We start from the raw sequence: 19,725 nt of genomic DNA, 5'->3' as shown, positions 1-19,725 counted from the left end.
GCTCAACTGGGAATGGATACGGCTCTTTCTTTTTGCGCGGTTTCTTGGTGGTCATCGTGTCGATCATGGAGCATCCCTTTCGGTATTATTTCATGACCCCGTTTCACACAGAAATTCTTACAGGCTCCAGCTCGCCTTTCGAGTTGAGCACTGGGCCTTGTATATCGCCCACTGGCAGCCCCAGTTCGTTAAATTCACGACCTGCGTACTTCACTCTAAACCACTTCAATAGTTCGTCTTTGTTGAATGAATACCGAGCGCTGTACATGAAGATGTTCTTCCTGCTGTTCCAAAGTGCCGAGGATGCCTGCAAGGTCGGGTCTAGGTAAATAGGGCCGCCGTGCATCTCTTGCTCAAGCCACGCATGTGGAAACGGAGGGTGGTCCGGAGGTGTCAAGAAGCCGACGACGTACCTAAGCTGGCGAGAGATTCGCGTGCCAAGAACTGCGACAACGCAGTTCTCGTAACACTTGCCGTGCTGTGTCGCATTCGCGTCTGAGAGGATCGACATCAAGTCGGCCGGCACGTTCTGAATTTGCGGCGTCATACTACCTCCTGGTTGTCCACCCAGTCTGTGACCATTTCAACTGCGGAAAAGGTAGCACTCCCAGACGGCCTTTGCAATGACACGATGCACCTGAATCTCGGTTGCCCTTGCGTGCGACAGGTCTGCCCATCTTTAATTGAGACAAGCCCCCAACTGCGCCCTTGGGCTTACCTGCATCCCGGTCATCTCATAGCCATGCAAAAAAAAACTGAAATAGGAAACACTGCTTGATCCCAGGTAGTTTTCACCAGCGTTGGACTCTTCGCCAAAATCATCAGCTCGGTTTCGCGCTTTACTGGTAACGAGCCCCTTTATTGGCCCGCGAACTCAATCTGAAAAAAGGATCATCGATGGTGGATAAAATCAACCCTTATGTCTTCTTCTGGCGTGGCGAAACCGCTGATGCGCTGCGTGCTGCTGGTCCTGTGACGATGCTTGTGGCCTGCTTCTTGAACACGGCATACACGAATCATATTGGCCTTTTTTGCCTTGACGTTGACCGTGCTGCCTCCGATACCGGGTTGACCTCAGAGCAAGTTCAAGCTGAGCTGCAGACGCTGGAGCAGACCGGTTTTTTGAAGTATGACGAACAGACCCAGATGGTCTGGATTATTGACCGTGCTGATTTTGCGCTCGGTCGCATCCGGGCAAACGACAAGGCGCGAATCAAGCTCGCGAATGCAGAGTTCGCTGCGATCCCTCTCGAATGCACGATGCGTGAGGAGTTCTTTGAGCAATACGAGTACAAGCTGCGCCTGAGCGATCTGGATGAAGAAGTGGAAGAGGTGGCTACCGCAGAGTCGTGAACTTCTTGGCCGATGCAAGAGCCTGCCTCTGATAGCTACCGTCGAGCTTGGGCGGCGGATCAGGCCGTAAGTCGTGGCATTGTATTCGCTGCCACTGTTCGTGCTCGGCAACAGGGAGTTGCGTCGGTACTATGCAGGCGTCCCAGTCTACAAGGAGCACCACAAGCGATTGTGTGGAGTGGGGGGGGGCCATCGTGGATAGTATGGCGAGTAGCTCTGGCCGCGCTTCGCGATTCCCGCCGCGCGGCGCCATTAGCACTCTATCGCAAGCTCTTTTGTAGTGGTCAATCCATCCCGGACACTACGTTAAGATTTTCTTCGGTAACGGCCGGTGCCAATCCCTCATTAAACTTATGTGGCCGCATCTAGTTATACCTGTGCATCAAGTAGTGGCTGATGTCCCGCTGTGCTTCCTGTGCCGTCATGTAACCGGTGGACGGCAGCCATTCCGTTTTGAAGCTGCTGAACAGCAGTTTGCGGTGAAATGAAAATGATGTCGACAGGACTGCCATTTTCCGGTCCATACACCAACCAGTCAGATAGCATGAGCCATGGCGAATCGAGGTATTCCGAGAGCCGTTGCTGAGCCTGAAGCACCAGCTAGGTTGGCAATGGCAATTCCACCGAACTGTTGAAGCCGCCGACTACCCCGTCCGCCAGCAGGATCATTTGTAAGTCTACCTGCCAGATCGCCATTTTGTTCACCGTACACAGTTGACTGTGAATCAGTATGTGGTAGTGCTATGCGATAGTTGAGTGAGATTCGGAGGGTTTTTAACTGAGTGCAACATGCTATTCTATCGGTAAGCGTCTGCTCAGGTCTTGAGTGGGACGGTAATTTGATCGATGATGGCATCACCCCGCTGGGAAGCGGCGTCATCTCAAAGGGCTGCTGGTAGGTTGCAGTTCCAAGGCAAGAAATCATCAACCCGGTTCACGGGATGTTCGGCGATATGCCTCAGCAAGTGACGCAACCAGGCTTCGGGGTCGACACCGTTCAGCTCGGCCGTGCCGATTAACGAATAGATCGCAGCGGCGCGTTCGCAACCACTGTCGGCGCCGGCGAAGAGGTAGTTGCGGCGGCCGATGGCGACGCCACGCAAGGCGCGCTCGGCAGCCGAGTTATCGATCTCGATGGAACCGTCGTCCCACTAGCGCAGCAGCGCCGGCCGCTTGGCCAACAGACATAGGCCATCGCCAGTCCACCACAGTAATTTGATGAGGTCGCCGCGCCGCCCTCGGAACACAAACACGTGGCCGCTGAACGGATCTTCCTCCAGCGCCGTCTGTACTTTTGCAGCCAGTCCATTGAAGCCGGAGCGCATATCTATGATGCCGGCGGCGATCCAGACCTTGGTGCCGGTGGTCAGACCGATCATCGCAGCACCCGGTCTAACACCTGCGCCAATGTGGCCGCATTGGGTTGCCCTTCGATCCGCAAGCGGACCTCGCCCAACTCAAGCACGATAATGCCGTCGGCATCGGAGCTGGTGTTGCTCGATGCCGGCGCCGTTGGCGCCAGCATCACCGGTAACAGGCCATCGCCTCGCATCAATGCAGGTAAGCCGAGGCGTCCTTGTTGATACAGCTGGCGCCAGCTGAAGACTTGGTTGGCATTGACGCCGTGCTCACGCGCGATGCGCGCGACCGAGGCGCGAGGCTCCAGCGACAGCGCCACTAGGGCGCGCTTGAACTCCAATGGATGCTGGAGGTAGTGGCCGCGTGCATTCGTGGAAATGATCGGTTGAAAATTTGTGTCCATAATCGAAAATTGTGGGCACAAATACTGTGCCAAAATTCGATCATGGATGACGCCGATCAGGCAGTCCAGACGGCGCTGGGAAGACGCTTACTTCTCTCCTTGTGGTCCGAGCGGATTGGTCGCAGAATTTAATGGATGAAAGATGACCGAGAAGTCCCAACAGCTATCCGATCCGAATCATAAGCCAGGGTCTCTGTTCGCACGATTTGGCGACGGTCATTGGGACGCGATACTACCCGATATGGCCGATACGTTCCGCAAGTTGGGGAGGGGAGTCGTATCGACCTCACCTGAATCTGGCGATATGGAGGGGTAAGGTGGTGATTCAAGTAGATGAATTTTCTTTATTAAAATTTATGCTATTGTGGAAATATTGACTTTGGAGAGTGTGGTAAATCTAATCGCCAAATCAATCGAAATGTAGCCTATTTGATATTTGAAGGAAGCTTATGGAACAAATCATTATTGTTGGTCATCCGGATCCTTCGGACCCTATCTATAACAACAATTACGACCCAGGTGCAGCCCCCTCTGGAAACCATGAACGTCACGAGCATGACGAAGGTCCAAGGCATTATAATACCGAACCGGACGATATTGGCGGCCCGGGCGTTTTCTTCCCTACTACGGAAGCTAGAACGGTCCACATTACCTCGACTGCTCATGCTAGCGTAAGATTTGACCCAAACGCAGATCGTCTCGTTACTCAATCGTTGTTAACTGGCTTTAATAGCATTATTGATTCGGTAAATAACATCACGAGTATCAATATTTCGGCGACGACCAATGGTCACGATGCAAAATCTAACCATGGCGTTGGCGACGCAGTTGATATCAATTACGCAAATGGCGTGCATATTGGTACAACTGGTGAAGGTCTTGCTTTAGCTACGGCGCTTGAGAATGCTGCTAAGGCAAATGACAACATCCGCTTTGTCGAAGGCCCTATGGGCAACTTCGTGCGAACTACACCGGGCGGTGAATGGAGGCCCTCAGGCGACCTAGGGCCGTCGCAGAATACTCATGTACACTTCGAAGTTTTTCCCAAGCGCTGATACCTATAGCTTTTCTGGACTTTCAAAATTCTGATCGTGCTAGTCATCTCATTGACTAGCATTATCTAGGCTAAAATATGTTTTTATGAAATCCAGATTATACGAGATTTAAAATATGAAAAAAATAATTGCACTATCATTATCATTTTTTTTGGCGACTAGCGCTCTCGCCGGCGACACAAAATGGTCGTTTATGGGAGAGTTTTCGAATATCGCTCGAGGGAACGAAAGCGGAGATTGCGATGGTTACGCTCTGCGCTTATGGAAACTCAGTAAAACAGCAAGGGAAGACCAAGTTATCGGTATATTTACTCACGCAGATGGCCCCTGCGATAAGCTAGGTACGCCAATATATGGCGTTTTTTACTCATCGATCAATCAAACGATTTCTTTTTCAGCCCCCAATGACTCTCCGGCTGTATTGGAAACTGAAAGATTCTCTGGCAAGATTGAGTCGGACAAGATATCGGGAACTTTAACGATCTTTAATCATTATAAAAGAACAACATCAAAGAGCAGCTTGCTGTTGAAACGTCGCTAAAGCGACGTGTCTGCATCAGTTCGTGTGGTGAATAGGGCACCTAGAGAAACCTTCTTTTTCATCTTTGCGCACCTTCTGAGCCATTAATTCGTAAAAGAGCGATTTTCGGAAAACAGGTTATTCGAGGCCTCCCCACGTCGTCAAAAACGGGTTATTCGAGGTGGCCCTAAGACGCCGGGCGAACTAACCGACCTGGCAATCCCGCTCTCTCAGGTCTTCATCGCCCACCGCTATGCGCCTCCTTTGGAAGGCTCTTGCGGATCGTGCCTGCGTAGTTCGTCTATTTCGGGTGAACATCAACCGGTAGGCTTGGGCCTGCCGGAGCTTGCATTCGTGGAGATTTTTGAGGCGAGCACAGCATACCTGGAATGCCATTGGGCGGTGCGCCCTGGGTTCAGAATCGCGGCGGATCAACCGCAGGCCTTGCAGTTCCAACGTTGGAACTCATGTGCCGCACTTGCACAGATGACCGAGGCGGCCAAGGATGGCGTGCTGGGTTGCGCCCGCCTCGGCCTGGTGGGACAGGGGACTGCCAGCACTTGTTTGCGTTTCACGGCGTTATTGCTTCGCTAGATCAACTAACTGCTGCAAGCGTGTTTGTGGATGGAGCTCGTTTGGAGCCGGCTTAGCCGTGCTCGGAACCCGTCGCGGGGCGTTCCGATTGCAGACATGCTGACGCGCGAAGTGCGCACCTAGAGCGTTTGTTGCGTGCCGGGCTTGCAATCGACACTGCGGCTCCAGTAGCACTCTCATCCATCTAGTTGGCGCAAACTTATGATTCGGCTCTGGCGACGAGTGTGCCACTCGTCTTGCCTCTAAAAGGCTCCAGTAATCTCAAGTAGTTTTGAACGGAGATGCGATCACGCTGGTTTCTTCCTATACGTGAGTAGAAGCGCTTCATTCCGAGGTGCTCACTCATAAGCAATAACCAATGTCCAACCACCTCGATATTTTGAACCATCCCCGTGCCGCCGATCTGCGCGTTGCGGGCCCTTCCGTTATGCTCGTCGCGAGTCATTTGCTCAATGCATCGAACAGCACCGGCTTCTTCCATTTGAAGCTCAACGCGGCTGCCAGCGACCTCGGCATGCTCGCGACCGAGATTGAGTCGTCGCTGGCTGTGCTGGAGAAGATCGGCTTTCTGCGTTACCACGCCGGTACCCAAGTGGTTTGGATCATTGGCCATGCGGCGCGTAACCTCGGCAAGCTCCGCGCTAACAACAAAAAAATGATCGTGCTCGCGAACGCCGAATTTACGGCTGTTCCTGCGACGTGTCCGCTGCGCGTGAACTTCCTTTGGAGCCACGCGTTGATGCTTCGGCTTGAAGTAAAAGGCGCCGGCTCTCCAGTCGACTCGGGCTTCGATAGCGAAGGCGACCTGCTGGCTGATCTTTTGCCGAAATCCGCTGTGGGCGCAGCCGCGCGCAGCGCCTGCTCGCGAAATCTAAGTAGGTGCTCCTGGTTATAGCTCTTTGTAGCCAGGAGCCTGAAGTGCAGGCAATGGCAAGGCGGGGACAAACCATATCCATCCCATACATCGCACGCTCGCCGCCTCGGTATGTAGTTGGTCGTGAAATTTTTCTAGGTACTGGGTAGCGCCTCAACTATCTACGGTGCATGGCACGGACGATTGAGTGGGATGGGAGATGTGTCGTTAGTAAATCGTGTGGCGAGTATCGTTTGCCGCGCTTCGCGACACCCACCGCGTGTCGCCGTCAGCGCTACGTTCGCAGGAGTGGAACTAGGCGCTGCCTTTCGCCGAAAGAGCACTCGTGAGGCTTTTCTGCCTTGGCAGCGTCGGCATGGTCTCGTTGGTGCGCGGCGTTGATCGCTGCACGTGGGCTGTGACGAGTGTTCTGGACAGCTGCCTAGGTATATTGACTGCGCCAGAGGAGGGCCATATCGGGCTAACCCTCCCACACTGCGCGTCCCAAGCCAATGCGTAACCTTTTTAGGCTGGGATGTAAAATCGGCAACATGAATTTTGTTTTGAGTGTACAATTGGATGATAATGATTCTCATTCCATAATCATGTTGCTCGGAGCAATATCGTGTCCTTACAAACTCCATTGGCTGACATTTTCGTTCAGCACAGACAGCAGTTGCGGCAGATCGCCATGAGTATCGTACGTGCGGCGGATCTCGCCGATGAAATCATGCAGGATGCCTATCTGAAGTTGGCCGAAGGCAGTTCCATGCGCAGCGTGCAAAAACCGCTTTACTATTGCTGCCAGGTCGTACGAAATTTGGCGATGGATCATTTTCGTCGTCGCACCACTGAAGCCAGCTACCGTAGTTTCGGGCTGGACGTGGAACAGATCTACCACCCTACCACGGTGACGCCGGAAAAGTTGCTCAGCGAGAAGCGGGTCATTGTCGCGCTTGAGCAGGCACTGGGCCGTCTGCCTGAGCGCACGCGGCGCGCCTTCGAACTGTACCGGTTGCAGGAAATGACCCAACGCGACATCGCCGAGGCGCTCGGCTGCTCGGCGACACTGGTCAACTTCATGATACGTGACGCGCTCGACGCCTTGCAGAGGTGCCGCAATTTGTTGGACGACTGAATCACGTTCAAAGCGAAACTGGTATTTCCTGCTGTTGTGCACTATGCTTGCAAAAAAACGGATAGACGAAATCCGCCAGCGTCGGGAGTTAGCATGAATAACGACAACGCCCCGGCCCCGATATGGGATACCGCATAGGCATGGGTACTGCGCGAACGTGAGCGCACGCACGCGAGGAGTTGCAGCGCTGGCTGGCCGCCGACCCACGTCATTGCAAGCAATACGACAAGGCCTGCCGGCTATGGATGCTGAGCGGCATGATTCCGCCGGCCTTCGGCGATGAATCCGCAATTAATCTCTCCCACCAACACCTGCTGTCGGACGTCTAGAGCAGTTCGCGCCTGCAGACGGGGGCTGGGCCGATACGCTGGCTGGCCGCCGGTTGGCGATCCGCCGCAGTACCGCGACTACATCGCGTGGTTGAGCGTGCGCAGCGCCGGACAGGAGGAGGCGGAACAGGCGTATTGGCACGGACTGCTGGCCTGGCTGGAGCCGCCGCCGCGGCTTGCGGTGGCCAATCACCCAGCGGCGCCATGCCTGGGAGCCTTTAAGCAGGCCCCGACCGTGGCGCAGGCCGTGCGTAACGCCGGTTACCAGCGGTAGGTCGCTGTCACCAGCACTTGGCGCGGATCGCCGTAGTTGCAATAGCCGCTACCGCATTCCGCCAGGTAGCTGCGGTCGGCCAGGTTTTTCACATTCAGCGCATACTTCCAGTGACCCCGCTGATAATTCAGGCCGGCATCCGCCACCGTGTAGGCAGACACGCGGTAGTTATCGCCGGACGATAGCGTGGAACCGATGTAACGCACCCCGCCGCCCAGACGCAAGCCCGGCAGGCCGAACACCGAGAGCTGATAGTCGGCCCAGGCCGATGCCATGCTGCGCGGCGTATTCGGCTGGCGCAGGCCTACCGAAGCCTGGTCCGCAGCGCTGGCCTTGGTGATCTTGGCGTCGGTGTAGGTGTAGGACGAGATCAAGCGCAGGTCGCGGCTGATGTTGGTGCGCGCTTCAAATTCCACGCCGCGGGCGCGCACTTCGCCCAATTGCACCGAGTAGTCATTATCGACCGGATCCGGCGACAGCACATTGCTTTGCGTGAGCTGGTACACGGCGGCCGACAGTAGGGTATGGCTGCCCGGCGGCTGATAGCGCACACCTGCCTCGTACTGCGTCCCCTTGGTGGGCTTGAAGCGCTTGCCCAGACGGTCGCTGTCGCCCTGTGGCTGGAAGGACTGGCTGTAACTGAGGTAGGGGGCCACACCGCCGTCCGCTAGGTAGACCAGTCCGGCGCTGCCGGTGGTCGCGCTGTTTTTCTCTTCGCTCCAGTCGGTGACGAAATAGTCGCTGTTCCGGTACTTCACATCGTCGTGGCGCGCCCCCACCACCGCGACCCAGCGTTGATCGGCCTTGATCTGATCCTGCACATAAAAACCAGTCAGGCGTTCCTTGCGGCGATAGCCGTCATTGCCGTCGTCGCCATAGGGCTTGGCGCCATACACCGGCGTGAACAGATCCAACGGCGCAATGAGCTGATAGGCGCTTAGGCGGCGGTTATCCGCATCGCTGGCGTTGATGCCGACCACCACGGTATGCGCCAGAGCGCCGGTGACGAAGGCGCTTTGCAGGTAGGCGTCTGTGGTCCACGCCTTGACGTGTTCCATGCGGTTGACCGCAAAGCGGTTCAGAGTGCGCAAATCGTCCTGCAGCGAGTTGCGGCCGGCGTAATTCCAGTGCATCAGCGCGTCGCTGTGGCGCACGGAAAAATTCAGGCTGGTTTGCTCATCTAGCTTATGCGAGATCAGCGCCGCGATGTTCTTGTGTGTGTCTTCCTTCTTGTCGGTGGGCTCGCCGATGTAGCGTCCGGCCGGCAGCTTGCCGTTCGGGTTGTACAGCAGCGAGCCTTCCGGCGCCACGCCCCACTGGCGGTTGTAGCGGGACTTCTGGTACTGGGCTAACAGCGTGATCGAGGTGGTCGCCGACGGTTTCCACGTGAGCGCCGGCGCAACGTACCAGCGATTGTCGGGAACGAAGTCGATGAAGGTGTCGCTGTTGCGCTTCAGCGCAGTGAAGCGGTAGGCCAGGCTGCCGTCGTCGCTGAGGGCGCCACCGAAGTCGCCGGTGACCTGCTTGCGCTGGTAGCTGCCGCCTTCGACGCTGATCTCGTGCAGGCTTTCAGTGGTCGGGCGCTTGGTGACCAGATTGACGATGCCGCCCGGTTCGGCGGCGCCATACAGCAGCGATGCGGCGCCGCGCAGCACGTCAATGCGTTCCAGGCCAAACGGTTCCTGGCGGCCGGTGAAGGTGTTACTCGGCGAACGCATGCCGTCACGGCGGATGCTGCTGTTGTCGATACTGAAGCCGCGCAGGACGATATTGTCGGCGTCGCGGTAACCGTTGCCCTGGATGCCCACGCCGGGCGTAAACCCCAGCGCTTCGCGTAGCGAGGTAGAGCCCTGCGCCTCGATCTGGTCGGCCGTCACCACCGATACCGACTGGGGCGTTTCAATCAGCGGCGTATCGGTTTTGGTAGCGCTGCCGCTGCGCTGTGCGACGTAGCCGTCGACTTTTCCGGTGGCGGTTTCGGCGATGGCGCTGCCGCTGACGGTGACCGTCGTCAGGGTTTTTTCATCGGTGGCGTGGCCCCCTTGCTGGGCATAGGCCCAGCTGCCGCTGCAGGCCGCGCCCATCAGCGCTGCGTGCAGCGACAGCGACAGGACACTGCGGCATGGATGGTTTGGACGCGAAGGTATATCGTTATTTTTCATAGGAGATGCTTGAGTCATGCCTTGGTTGATAAATCATGATGGCCCGCCCATGCCGCCATTGCGGATGGCAAAGACCGGGGAATATAGCCTCGCACCGCTTGCACGGCGACGCCGAAGATGTCGAGCGAGCTCCCGTCCGAGCGCTGCGGCGGATGCGCCACTTTGCAGTGCGGGTTGTAAGGACATAGGGGGCGGCTCCGTGAGGTAGTGCCTCATAGACGTGTGAAGGCGTCATTTGTTTAATTACTAAACATGAGGGGCGCTGCGGCGTCTTAAGCGGAGCGACAGTGGGCAAGGACAATTTATGGGTAGGAAAGCAGTGCGGCTGGTTTCAGTGCTGGTCATCGTGACAGGCGTGCTGGCGCGCGACACCGCGGTGCGGCAGCCGGATGCTGCATGACGCTCTCCGGCCGCATCCTGCCGCAACGAGGTTTGCTGGTTCTGCTGCACCGCTATGTCGGCCTGGTGCTGGCGGGCTTTCTGCTGGTCGCCGGTATCAGCGGCACGCTGCTGGCGTGGAACGATGAGCTGGAGGCACTGGCCGCACCGGAACTGATGCTGGTGGAGCCGCCGCCGGGAGCGCTCCCGCTGGATGCCTTGCTGCTGCGGGAAAAAGTGCTGTCCTACTTTCCGGACGTGGAGCTGCGTTATGCGTCGCTGCATCTGGAGCCCGGCCAGAGCGTGATGTATTCCATCAAGCGTCGGCCGCCCGCGGCGGATGGCAGTGTCGGCGACGACCAGGCCTTCATCAATCCGTACACCGGTGCGCTGCTGGGCACCCGTAAATGGGGCGATCTTGCACAAGGCCGCAAAAACTGGATGCCGTTCATTTACCGCTTGCATACCACGCTGGTGCTCGGTACGGTGGGGACGTATGCCTTTGGCGTAGTGTCGCTGCTATGGACGCTGGATTGCTTTGCCGGCGCCTGGCTGACTTTCCCGCCGCGCACGCAGCGGCCCGCCGCAAAATCCTGGCGCGTGCGCTGGGGGCCGGCGTGGAAGATCCGCATTGTGGGCGGGTACAAGCTGGTGTTTGACCTGCATCGCGCCGGCGGCCTGTGGCCGTGGGCGTTGTTACTGGTGCTTGGCTGGAGCGGCGTCGCCTTCAATCTGAAGGAAGTCTACCAGCCGATCATGGGCAGCCTGTTTGCGCAGCAGTTGACGGAGGACGCGTATCCGCCATTGGCTGCTCCGCAGCGGCATCCAGACCTGAACTGGAGGGCCGCGCGCGCTGTTGCCAGGCGCTTGATGGCGCAACAGGCCGAGGAGGTGGGCTTCACCATCGTTGGCGAGGATTCGCTGGCGCATGTGCCGGAGCGCGGGCTCTATGTCTACGATGTGAAAAGCTCGATCGACGTGGCGCGGGTCAACGGCGTAACACGCGTGATCTTCGATGCCAACACTGGTGAATTCCGGGGGCGCTGGTTGCCGAGCGGTGCGGCCGCAGGTGACACGTTGCGCTCGTGGCTGACCTTGCTGCACCGGGCCGCCGTTGGTGGCTTGCTGGGCGGGCTCCCGATCAAGCTGATCATTTCTGCCGCAGGTGTCGCCGTGAGCATTCTGAGTGTGACAGGCGTATTGATCTGGTGGCGAAAAAGACAGGGGCGGAGCCGCTGAGCAGGCTCTGTTGCCGCCACTCATCGGCCGTTAAAAACTCACTGGTGAGGTGTCAATTGTGGCAATCGTCAGATATTGACTCATAACTGAGGGGAGCGTGCGAAGCCGTGTAGATGGGCTCGACTTCCATCCTCGCCTCCAAAGACTCCTGAGCGGGAGTTGCTCAGTTTGTATAGCGCAACTCTGCCAAAGTTGAGGGTGAGAGTTCGAGACTCTTCTCCCCCCTCAAAAATAAAGAAGGCAGCCTGATTTGGGCTGCCCTTTTTCACATTCACAGTTCATCGAGCAAGCGCACAGAAACTCACGGCGGCGCAGCAAATTGATTACAGCTTGGCTGTAATTGACCCGAATAGGCATGGGCGCCCACCATCCTGGACTAACCTCGATTCAGACCGGGCTTAGAAGTGCTCCCACTCTCCCGCGTCAGCTTTCGAGACTTCTTTCACTGGGTGCGTAGGCACAGGTGGCACGAGTACGATGCGCCGCACGGATGTCTGCGGGGAGAATGGTACTTCGGCAAGAGGTGTTGCCGCGTGGCTACCTGCCGCCGTCTGTTGCCTCAGCTGGAAAATGCTGACGACCTGGGACAACGTTGCGGCCTGCTCTTGCATGGAGTTGGCAGCTGCTGCTGCCTCCTCTACCAGCGCGGCATTCTGCTGGGTTACCTCATCCATTTGAGAAATGGCCGAATTAACTTGTTCGATGCCCGTGCTTTGCTCCAGGCTGGCCGAGGCAATTTCGCTCATGATGTCGGTCACGCGGGTTATGGAATGCACGATGTCGGTCATGGTTACGCCTGCTTCGTCCACCAATTTTCCTCCGGCATCCACCTGGATGACGGAATCGTCTATCAGGATCTTGATTTCCTTGGCGGCGGCGGCGGAACGGTGCGCTAGGTTGCGAACTTCGGTGGACACTACGGCAAAACCTCGTCCCTGCTCGCCGGCCCGCGCTGCTTCGACGGCGGCGTTGAGCGCCAGGATATTGGTCTGGAAGGCGATGCTATCGATTACCCCGATGATATCGACGATTTTTTTGGATGATTGACTAATCGACGCCATCTTATCGACCACCTGCGCCACCACAGCGCCGCCCTTTAGAGCCACTTCCGATGCCGACACGGCAAGTTGGTTGGCTTGGCGGGCATTGTCTGCATTCTGCTTGACGGTGGCGGTAATCTCTTCCATCGATGACGCGGTTTCTTCGAGCGAGCTTGCTTGTTGCTCCGTGCGTGAGGACAGGTCGAGGTTGCCTGCAGCGATTTGCGTCGAAGCTGTAGCGATGGTATCTGTACCGGTTCGCACGCGCCCGACGATATCGGCGAGTTGATCCCGCATAAGCCTAATGGAGGCCATCAAGCTGCTGCCGTCCCCTGCCCGAACCGCAATCGTGGTATTGAGGTTGCCGCTTGCGATCTCCTGAGCAACAGTCATTGCATAGGCTGGTTCTCCGCCCAACTGTTTCAAAATACTTTGCGTGATAGCATAACCGGCAGCGATAGATATGAAAATCCCCCCGATTGAAATGGAGATGATTAGTAGCCTGCTGGCCTCGTAGTTCGCATACGCAGCGCTAGCGGTTTGATTGCTTATTTTCTTCTCGTACTCGCGAAACTCAATCAATGTATTAACCCACTTATCCAGCGATGGCCCTGTTTCGCCCATCAAAACATCAGGCGCACTAGGATCGTTGGCAAATCCGAGTTCAGCGGCTTTCTTAATTAGGGGTAAAGCCGTAGCCTTCATGTCCGTGATCTTGATCAGGTAATTTTTCTCTTCCGGACTGGTATTGGGATCGCTTTGAAACAGCTTCTCCAATTCGGATATAGCCATATCATAAGCTTCAAGGCTGCTGTCGAATATTTCTTTCTGTACCTTCATTCTCGGTATGTCGCTGAGGACAATCAGGTTTCGCATGGCGGTAGAGGATTTTTGAGCTTCACCCAAGGCTTTTGAAATGATATTTGCCTCTTCAGCGTTAAAATCAACACATATCACAAGCGAATAATTCAACGAGGCAAGCTTGCTGATGCTAATTATGGAAACTATCATTAAAATAATCAGCAACAGCCCAAAGCCGAACGTCAGACGAGTTCTGACTTTAAAATTATTAAAAAACATATTTCCCCACGGATATAGTTGGTTTATTTTGAATAATTAGAAATATCTGCTTTTTTTCGCAGCGGTAGCTCATCCCGTACTGATGTAGGCGCAGAAATATTGATCGGATAGCGAGTTTGGTTGGTAAATAAAAATGCAATCTAAAAAGTAATTGTTTATATAAGGTTTTTCAATTCGGTTGAGATTTGAAATTCTTCAATGGAAAAATAAAAAACTCAACTGCAGATTTTTATGGTTTATGGTTATAGTTGTCGTTTCGAAATTCAGCCTCCTAAGCGTTTCAGGTCGTTTCCTTCATGGGTAATGGTAATTCAGGTGCAGCCATTTGATTCCAATCACTCAAGGCACTCGCCTAATCAATCGAAGACCTTGTTGGATTTTTTGAATCTCGAATTTCCGAGCATGGCATCCATGATTTTTCCTTGGATGAGGTCACCTTATGTTGTGGCATGAATAAGGGTGTTTTGATTTGTAATTTCAAATAAAAAGAGGCGCTCCTGCTTTCCTTTTTGAGCAGACGCGAATACGAGTAGGAAACCATTGGGCATATCCAGCTGCAGTGGAATAAATTAAGAAAATTTTCGGCCGGTCTGACCAATCGGGCTTTTCAATGCGGGAAAAAAAGAACCATTGCGAATATTTTTCTGCCACGCTTAGTTGTCCATCATTGTTGAGGACCTGTCCAAGTCATGTATGGCAACGGTATTGAATTGCTAGATACATGTCTAAAAAATAAAGGCGCATCGTTGAATGTCGCAAATTTCACCGCTTGAAAAAGGTAATGGCCCCTCGCCGCCGACGTCCGCTCTTCGCCCCGTGATGTAAATCCCTTCTTTTACAACCAAATTGGAAAATATCCTGCCATCCAACAACTCAACAGTTACCAAGCAGAATCCGGAGTTCGCGCCGGAACCCAGTTTAGGTAGGAGGTAATGTGGAATCTGAATTTTAGCCATTTATGCCTCTCATATTTTAAAATTTTATGAACTTATATTGTTCGACTAGGCGCCCTCAACATTAAGAATGATCTCCCCATTTTTCATTTGTGTCATGAGTAGGGCTGTTGTTTCGAAATCATTTATCCTCTGTATTGCTTGCTTGCTGGCCCGGCAAAACTAAGCGGCGTCTCATTTTTTTAGGCCATCTCATTTGACTGCATAGTTGGACAACGTAATACCCTTGATTTTCGTCGCAGCCCAGTTTCTTTAATATTTGGAGGTGTTTTTCCGTCTCGACGCCTTTTGCCACCACCGACATGCCTAGCCCTTGCCCATAGATAAGATCACCTGGAATAACAACCCTGCCTCATTTGACTCGTCTAGGCGCGAAGTAACGGCCTTGCCTGCCTTCAGGCCGCCCATCTTTAGATGCTGCAATTGCGACGATTAAGAATAACCGTTCCCGCAGTCATAAAAATGTAGCTTTATGCAAAGCTCCCGAATGGCTGACAGTTGCGCCAGTATTGTTTCTTGTTTACCGAGCATTGCAGATTCAGTGATTTTCACTTACGGTGGTTCGGCACTCGCGGGTGCCTTGCAAGTTGCCTGGCTGAATGATGAATGCCGCCGGGCTTGAACTGCTTGGGGATGCGTTGATCGAGACAGGCAACAGAGGCATCCTATCCAACTTTCTCCTAAAGGCTTTTCTCGCGTCGCTGAGAGTTGTTGCGTTCACGAAAGCTTTGAAACAGGCAACTGTATGCGGTTTATACCCATAGATATTAAAGTTACAGAAGGTCATTTAAGTCGGCAATGATAATTAATTGAATTTCCGCCAAGGCTCGCTTCGTCTCCAGCACTCACTTATGGAAGGGATGGGAAAATGGCAGCGGCAGAGTCGTGCGTGAGTGCGAGTTGCTAAGCATGGCAATCGGGATCGCTGGATTGGGTATGGTGCGGTATCACTTCCTCATCGGAAAATGGAGCCCGCCGCATAGGCGCCCAGCTTACTCGCTGAAAAATACGGGCTCAGCTTCTTCTCTCCGGCTCTTCGCAACGAATCGGGCGGGAGGGTAGCCTAGGACTCCGCGAAACATCTTGATGAAGCTGCTGGAATTGGCGTAGCCCAACTCAAAAGCGGCCGTCTGGACGCTTTGCCCATTGGACAGCAGTCCAACAGCAATCAGCGCATGAAGCCTATGCCTCCACTGCCGAAGCGTCATTCCGGTCTCTTCTAGGAACAGTCGGGAAAGGCTGCGCTTGCTCAGGGCGGCGGCCTTCGCCCAGGCTTCAGTGCCGTCCCGCTGGGACGGGGCGTTCAGTAAAATCAAAACGAGCTTCATCAGGCGTGAATCCTTCGGCATGGGCAGCTGCAGATCTTCGACCGGAGCCCTCGCGATTTCGTCGAGCAGTACGCCTAAAACACGTGACTCCGGACCATCCCCATCAGGCGCCCGCTGCTGCGTACAAGCGCGCTTTATCAGCTCCCCCAGCAGCGCGCAGACCGAAACTGTGCAGCAATGTCCGGGAAGCGCGACATTCTTGCCCGGTTCGAGGTAAATGCTATGGCACTTCGTCTCGCCCGATGCGAACACGCCGTGATACTGCCACCCGGGTATCCAAATCGCGCAACCCGACGGAACGGACCAGACCTTTTCCCCGGTCGTGCAATAAAGCATGCCTTTCACCGCATACATCAGCTGGGATTTCCGGTGCCTGTGCACGAATGCGGGGGCCCGGCTGCCCGTCGCGACCTCAAAGCTAACCGCCATGACGTCTCGCGTGTCGGAGTCGACCGCCTCGGACCAGCGCTGAACGGCCCTAAGAAGATCGGGCGGCGCTTCGATGGATGTTTTTCTCATTCGCGCATACTACAGCACCTGTTAATCCGGTGATGAAAAAATGGCCTGAACGGATTGCTGATTGGCGGATTCGGATCACCGGAAAAGTCTCTGCCGATCAATAATGAAAAATTTGGCGCGGAAGAAATGGGGGATTTTCATGCGTTTTCAGAATTGGGAAAAGATTCCGCGCGCCCCGTGGCGCGGCGTGCCATGGGGTTTCCGTTAGTTCGGCCAGGGCATCCCCACAGCGCGCATCAATTTAGGTTCTTCACTCCCTATTGAAAGAAAGACTCGGCAATGTTGAAAAAAATGAGGGTTGGCACAAAGATAATTGGCGGCTTTGTATTCGTTTCGGTAATGGGCGCAATCGTCGCATTTGTCGGGATATTGAACATGGCGAGAATAAACGACCTCGCCTCCGAGATGTACAGCAACGACCTGATGAGCGTGTCCTATGTCAAAGAGGCAAACATAAACCTAATTTACGTCGGCCGGGCACGGGGAAATTTCCTTTTGGCCAAGTCGGTTGAGGAGCGGGAAGAACAGCGCGGAAGAATCCAGAAATACATGCTTGCGGTGGATGAGAACCTCAGAAATGCTGAAAGCCTGTCCAGCAACGAAGACCAGAAGAAGCTGTTCAACGACTACAGAAAAGAATCGAAGCTGTACAGCCGGCTATTGAGCGAGACGATGGACCTTGCCGACTCGGAGCCCTTGCAAGAAAGACCGGAAGCTCTTTCGAAAGCCATGGCCGACGTAAGGTCCCAGGCGAACGTTCTTGACGACATGCTGACCGCAATTACAAAGGTCACGGAAAAAATGGCAAAGGAAAAGGCGGAGGAAACACATGGCTTGTACTTGGCGAGCCGGACCTTGATGGCTGGGCTGGTTATCGGGAGCCTGAGCCTCGGGATCATTCTCGGGATACTCATATCCCGCAATTTGGAACGACAGCTGGGCGGGGAGCCGCCCGACGCGGTTGCCTTCGCGAACAAGATTGCGGGGGGGAACCTCAGCGCTGACGTTTTGCTTGGCAAGGGGGACCGCGAAAGCCTGCTATTTTCTATCAGGTCAATGCGCGATAGCCTGGCGAACATCGTCGGGCAAGTCCGCTCTGGGACCGACCTTATAGCCGCCGCCTCTTCGCAGATAGCCTTAGGGACCCTAGACCTATCCGGCCGCACGGAGCAGCAAGCCGGCGCACTTGAGCAGACGGCGTCCTCCATGGAGGAGTTGACCTCGACAGTCAAAGCCAATGCAGACAACGCGCGGCGGGCCAGCAACCTGGCTAAGTCCGCATCCGATGTTGCCGTAAAGGGCGGCCATGCCGTCAGCGAGGTAATTGAGACCATGAAGGGCATCAATGATTCCTCGGTAAAGATATCGGAAATAATCAGCGTTATAGACGGCATCGCGTTCCAAACGAACATCCTCGCGCTGAACGCAGCAGTCGAAGCCGCCAGGGCCGGGGAGCAAGGCCGAGGGTTCGCGGTTGTCGCCTCGGAAGTTAGAAATCTGGCGCAGCGCTCCGCTGAGGCGGCGAAAGAAATAAAAAAGCTGATCGAGGATTCGGTCAGCAAGGTCGGGATAGGTTCCGAGCAGGTCGGCAGAGCGGGAGATACTATGCGCGAAATCGTTTACGAGATAAAAAAGGTCGCGGACATAGTGATCGACATTCAGCATGCGAGCAGCGAGCAAAGCGCGGGCATCGAGCAGATAAACCAGGCTATCATCCACATGGACCAGGTCACGCAGCAGAACGCCGCTTTAGTGGAAGAGTCGGCTGCTGCATCCCAATCCATGCAGGACCAGGCACGCGACCTATCTGCGCTCGTCGGAGTTTTCCAGCTGGGCGGCGAAGGCCACGGGGCTGGAAAAAACGAGCCGGAAGCGAGACGGCTGCCGCTCGCTATGGGTCACTCGGAAATCCGCCGTTGAGCAGAAAGCATTGGACTATGAGGAAAATTGCCTTCCGGCAAGCGGCGCGCGGACCGGAGGGCAATCCAATCGCTAAATAACGATGGCCGATTTGGCCCTGTTGAAAGCGTCGAGATAGCCTGGGTCCGCCCTGTCCAGGCCGACTATTTCTTGGTTGATTGCGACGAAGGGGCGCATTCTGGATTCGTAGGAGCGGAAGGCCGCTCCGAAGTCCCGTCCGTTCAGCCGCAGCTCGCTTGCAAGTATGTGCGCACCTATCAGCGCAAGGCTGGTGCCCTGTCCGGAGAAAGGCGACGCGCAGTAGCAGGCGTCGCCAAGCAAGGCGATGCGGCCGTTCGAGTAGCGATCCATGTGGACCTGCGCAATCGGAGAGAAATAGAAATCATCGGCATCGAGCATTTCCCGCATCAGCCTGGGGACGTGCCCGCCTAGTCCCTCCATGCGATTGGCGATAAGGCGCTTCTGGTCTTCGGCGGAAAAGCCCTCGCGAGATATCTCGTCGCTGTTGAACCAGATACCTGCCCGCAAAGCGGAGTTGTCCCGGACGGGGAACGCGAGGTAGTTGCAGTCCTCGCTCCGGTACCAGTTTTGCCAGTGATCGAGGCCCATGAAATTTGGACAGGTGAAAACTGCCAGGTACTGCCCCATGTGCTTCACGTAGCGTCGGGCGGGTCCGAATGCGGCCAGCCGGACCTTTGAGTGGAGGCCGTCGGCTCCGATTACCAGGTCAAATCTCCGTGACGGCGCCTTTTCGAAGCTGACATCGACACCGTTTGCGTCTTGTTCGAAGCCTTTTACTGAGTCGCCGAATATCTCCTCTGAATCGTAGTCGTCCCCGCCTCTCAGCAGAAGCATGATGTCGTCTCGCAAGACCTCTATATCGGGGGACTCCAACTCCCCCGTACCGAGTGTCCAATCTGTGTTCCTTTCCAGTTCAACGCCATTGCCGTCTACGACGGACATGCCGAGAACCCGGGTGCGAACTGCCCGCAGCCCGCCGAGGATGCCCATCTGGTCCGCGACATCGAGAGCGGGCCCCCGCACGTCCACAGGCTGCCCTCCCATTCGGGGCGACGCAGCACGCTCGACGACGGTAGTTTTCCATCCGTCATTTCTCAGCAGCCTGGCGATTGCGAGTCCAGCCACGCCCATGCCTGCGATAAGTACGCTCGGGGAAGAAGTGTTCATGTTAAGTTCTTTCAATTATGGTAATAAAGAATGGCTGGCC

The 19,725-nt window shown here is 55.3% G+C and carries 17 protein-coding genes, 1 tRNA gene and 2 pseudogenes; 9 read left to right on the top strand and 11 right to left on the bottom strand.

Annotated elements, in window-relative coordinates; all coding sequences use genetic code 11:
- Positions 1-103 precede the first annotated feature (103 nt).
- Entirely contained in the window at positions 104-547 is a 444-nt protein-coding gene (locus GTP44_RS15425; RefSeq protein WP_161020117.1) for a transglutaminase-like domain-containing protein, read from the bottom strand.
- A 314-nt stretch (positions 548-861) separates the two neighbouring features.
- On the opposite strand from GTP44_RS15425, the gene GTP44_RS15420 reads away from it, so the two are divergent.
- Positions 862-1,353 (top strand): hypothetical protein, encoded by a 492-nt coding sequence (locus GTP44_RS15420; RefSeq protein ID WP_161020116.1) that lies wholly within the window; start codon positions 862-864, stop codon positions 1,351-1,353.
- Between the two features lie 284 nt (positions 1,354-1,637).
- Here the strand turns inward: GTP44_RS15420 and GTP44_RS15415 are convergent.
- From GTP44_RS15415 to tnpA, 4 genes and pseudogenes are all read right to left on the bottom strand, one after another.
- Positions 1,638-1,823, bottom strand: a pseudogene (locus GTP44_RS15415) (IS3 family transposase); the annotation flags it as partial.
- 411 nt (positions 1,824-2,234) lie between these two features.
- Positions 2,235-2,498 (bottom strand): annotated as a pseudogene (locus tag GTP44_RS28240) (transposase domain-containing protein); the annotation flags it as partial.
- Between the two features lie 6 nt (positions 2,499-2,504).
- A complete protein-coding gene (tnpB, locus tag GTP44_RS28235) occupies positions 2,505-2,732 on the bottom strand; it encodes an IS66 family insertion sequence element accessory protein TnpB (protein ID WP_161020115.1) in 228 nt (75 codons plus the stop codon).
- Positions 2,729-3,115, bottom strand: a complete 387-nt coding sequence (gene tnpA / locus GTP44_RS15400; RefSeq protein ID WP_161020114.1) for an IS66-like element accessory protein TnpA — start codon at positions 3,113-3,115, stop codon at positions 2,729-2,731. Before tnpA ends, tnpB begins: the two co-directional genes overlap by 4 nt.
- Positions 3,116-3,564: 449 nt before the next feature.
- On the opposite strand from tnpA, the gene GTP44_RS15395 reads away from it, so the two are divergent.
- The 5 genes from GTP44_RS15395 to GTP44_RS27555 all read left to right on the top strand — a co-directional run bounded on the left by GTP44_RS15395 (position 3,565) and on the right by GTP44_RS27555 (position 7,604).
- The gene (locus tag GTP44_RS15395) at positions 3,565-4,170 is read left to right on the top strand and encodes a hypothetical protein (protein ID WP_161020113.1); all 606 of its coding nucleotides are present in this window, start codon (positions 3,565-3,567) and stop codon (positions 4,168-4,170) included.
- A gap of 115 nt (positions 4,171-4,285) precedes the next feature.
- A complete protein-coding gene (locus GTP44_RS15390) occupies positions 4,286-4,711 on the top strand; it encodes a hypothetical protein (protein WP_161020112.1) in 426 nt (141 codons plus the stop codon).
- A 931-nt stretch (positions 4,712-5,642) separates the two neighbouring features.
- Positions 5,643-6,179, top strand: a complete 537-nt coding sequence (locus GTP44_RS15385; RefSeq protein ID WP_161020111.1) for a hypothetical protein — start codon at positions 5,643-5,645, stop codon at positions 6,177-6,179.
- A gap of 583 nt (positions 6,180-6,762) precedes the next feature.
- Positions 6,763-7,275 carry a sigma-70 family RNA polymerase sigma factor gene (locus GTP44_RS15380; RefSeq protein ID WP_371867227.1) on the top strand — a complete coding sequence of 171 codons (513 nt, stop codon included), beginning with the start codon at positions 6,763-6,765 and terminating at the stop codon, positions 7,273-7,275.
- Positions 7,276-7,454: 179 nt separating this feature from the next.
- Entirely contained in the window at positions 7,455-7,604 is a 150-nt protein-coding gene (locus tag GTP44_RS27555) for a FecR/PupR family sigma factor regulator (protein WP_229256927.1), read from the top strand.
- Positions 7,605-7,865: 261 nt separating this feature from the next.
- Here the strand turns inward: GTP44_RS27555 and GTP44_RS15370 are convergent, their stop codons facing one another.
- Positions 7,866-10,040 (bottom strand): TonB-dependent siderophore receptor, encoded by a 2,175-nt coding sequence (locus tag GTP44_RS15370; protein WP_161020110.1) that lies wholly within the window; start codon positions 10,038-10,040, stop codon positions 7,866-7,868.
- Positions 10,041-10,436: 396 nt separating this feature from the next.
- Between GTP44_RS15370 and GTP44_RS15365 the strand changes: the two genes are divergently transcribed.
- Both GTP44_RS15365 and GTP44_RS15360 read left to right on the top strand, forming a co-directional pair.
- Positions 10,437-11,657 (top strand): PepSY-associated TM helix domain-containing protein, encoded by a 1,221-nt coding sequence (locus GTP44_RS15365; protein ID WP_161020109.1) that lies wholly within the window; start codon positions 10,437-10,439, stop codon positions 11,655-11,657.
- A gap of 154 nt (positions 11,658-11,811) precedes the next feature.
- Positions 11,812-11,882, top strand: a tRNA-Gly gene (locus GTP44_RS15360).
- A 173-nt stretch (positions 11,883-12,055) separates the two neighbouring features.
- Here GTP44_RS15360 and GTP44_RS28040 read toward each other — a convergent pair.
- The 4 genes from GTP44_RS28040 to GTP44_RS15340 all read right to left on the bottom strand — a co-directional run bounded on the left by GTP44_RS28040 (position 12,056) and on the right by GTP44_RS15340 (position 16,577).
- A complete protein-coding gene (locus tag GTP44_RS28040) occupies positions 12,056-13,777 on the bottom strand; it encodes a methyl-accepting chemotaxis protein (protein WP_161020108.1) in 1,722 nt (573 codons plus the stop codon).
- Between the two features lie 725 nt (positions 13,778-14,502).
- Complete coding sequence (locus tag GTP44_RS15350) at positions 14,503-14,733, bottom strand: hypothetical protein (RefSeq protein ID WP_161020107.1); 231 nt, start codon at positions 14,731-14,733, stop codon at positions 14,503-14,505.
- A gap of 118 nt (positions 14,734-14,851) precedes the next feature.
- Positions 14,852-15,034 (bottom strand): EAL domain-containing protein, encoded by a 183-nt coding sequence (locus tag GTP44_RS28230; protein WP_161020106.1) that lies wholly within the window; start codon positions 15,032-15,034, stop codon positions 14,852-14,854.
- A 688-nt stretch (positions 15,035-15,722) separates the two neighbouring features.
- On the bottom strand, positions 15,723-16,577 hold the full coding sequence (locus tag GTP44_RS15340; RefSeq protein WP_161020105.1) for an AraC family transcriptional regulator: 855 nt from the start codon (positions 16,575-16,577) through the stop codon (positions 15,723-15,725).
- A gap of 279 nt (positions 16,578-16,856) precedes the next feature.
- On the opposite strand from GTP44_RS15340, the gene GTP44_RS28035 reads away from it, so the two are divergent.
- Positions 16,857-18,497 (top strand): methyl-accepting chemotaxis protein, encoded by a 1,641-nt coding sequence (locus tag GTP44_RS28035; RefSeq protein WP_161020104.1) that lies wholly within the window; start codon positions 16,857-16,859, stop codon positions 18,495-18,497.
- Positions 18,498-18,569: 72 nt separating this feature from the next.
- Here GTP44_RS28035 and GTP44_RS15330 read toward each other — a convergent pair whose 3' ends face one another.
- On the bottom strand, positions 18,570-19,685 hold the full coding sequence (locus GTP44_RS15330) for an FAD-dependent monooxygenase (RefSeq protein WP_161020103.1): 1,116 nt from the start codon (positions 19,683-19,685) through the stop codon (positions 18,570-18,572).
- Positions 19,686-19,725 lie beyond the last annotated feature (40 nt).

Source organism: Duganella lactea, from assembly GCF_009857505.1.
Taxonomy (GTDB): domain Bacteria; phylum Pseudomonadota; class Gammaproteobacteria; order Burkholderiales; family Burkholderiaceae_D; genus Rugamonas; species Rugamonas lactea.
The sequence above is the reverse complement of the archived record's forward strand: the minus strand, read 5'-3'. Positions and strand labels throughout refer to the sequence as shown.